At 60.8% G+C, this 572-nt stretch carries 2 protein-coding genes; both read left to right on the forward strand.

Features of this window, described 5'->3' with window-relative positions:
- Positions 1–355 (forward strand): hypothetical protein (locus tag AC1DS5_RS25375; protein ID WP_477721007.1); only part of this gene is annotated, 355 nt, incomplete at its 5' end.
- A gap of 31 nt (positions 356–386) precedes the next feature.
- On the forward strand, positions 387–572 hold a 186-nt coding region (locus AC1DS5_RS25380), incomplete at its 3' end, for a VOC family protein (RefSeq protein ID WP_477721008.1).

Here is a 572-nt window from a genome sequence, read left to right on the forward strand (position 1 = left end):
GTTCAAGGACGGCCTCATTCTCGAGGATTCCAAGTCCCGCGCCGTAAGCGAGCGGCGCCGGCTGTCCTTTGCCGGCTGTGCGTTCGTGGCATTGGCCGTGACCATGAAGGGCGAACTGGTCGACGACCCTGCGGTCGATCTGATCGGCATTCCCGAAAAGAACCTCAAGGGCGAGGTGATGGAGGATGTCGTGTTCGACATCGTCGTCAACATCGTCGAGAACCTGCCCAGGGCGCGCAAGCGCGATCCCGATGCGATGGCGGAGTCGGTGCGACGCGCCGTCCGCTCGTCACTCGCCGATCAATGGGGCAAGAAGACGATGTGCTACGTTCACATCCTGCAGGTCGAAGACTAAAAGCAAAGAAACAAAGACTACGGAGGACACCATGCTGGGCCGGCTCAATCATGTGGCGATTGCCGTCGCCGATGCGGAGAAAGCTGCGAAGATCTACGGCACCGCCTTCGGCGCCGAGATTTCCGCGACCGTGCCGCTGCCGGAGCATGGCGTGATCACGGTGTTCGCGACACTGCCGAATACCAAGATCGAATTCATCCAGCCGCTCGGTGCGGAT

This window comes from Polaromonas sp. P4_H1 (genome assembly GCF_056400945.1).